Origin of the sequence: Xanthomarina gelatinilytica (genome assembly GCF_000348685.1) — a bacterium.
Taxonomy (GTDB): domain Bacteria; phylum Bacteroidota; class Bacteroidia; order Flavobacteriales; family Flavobacteriaceae; genus Xanthomarina; species Xanthomarina gelatinilytica.
Window position 1 is genome coordinate 1 of record NZ_ANLA01000038.1, and the last position, 434, is coordinate 434.

A 434-nucleotide genomic window follows, 5' to 3' on the forward strand; every position below is an offset into this window, starting at 1 on the left:
GGAGCCACAGTGTCTACAATAGTAAAGGTAGCGGAAGTAGAACTTTCATTTCCACAGCCATCCGTAGCAGTAAAAGTTACAGTGGCAGAACCTGTTTCCCCACACTCGTCAGAAAGAGCAGTAAAGTCGTTTGACCAAGTGATAGCAGAACAGTCATCTGTTGCAGTTGCCCCACCATTATTAGCCAACCAAGCATTAAGGGCATCGATGTTTCCGTTACCATCACATTCTACAGTTTCAGGACTGGCTTGAGTGATTTCAGGTGCAAGGGTATCAACAATAGCATATGTTGCGGTAGTTGAGACAGCGTTCCCACATGCGTCAGTAGCAGTAAAGATAACCTCAATAGGTGCAGCACAATCAGAAGTCGCACCACCATAGTTATTTGTCCAGGTAATTGTAGAACAATTATCAGCAGCGATGGCACCACCATT

The 434-nt window shown here is 45.2% G+C and carries 1 protein-coding gene; it reads right to left on the minus strand.

Annotated elements, in window-relative coordinates; genetic code table 11:
- On the minus strand, positions 1-434 hold a 434-nt coding region (locus D778_RS14640; protein WP_040492748.1), incomplete at both ends, for a hypothetical protein.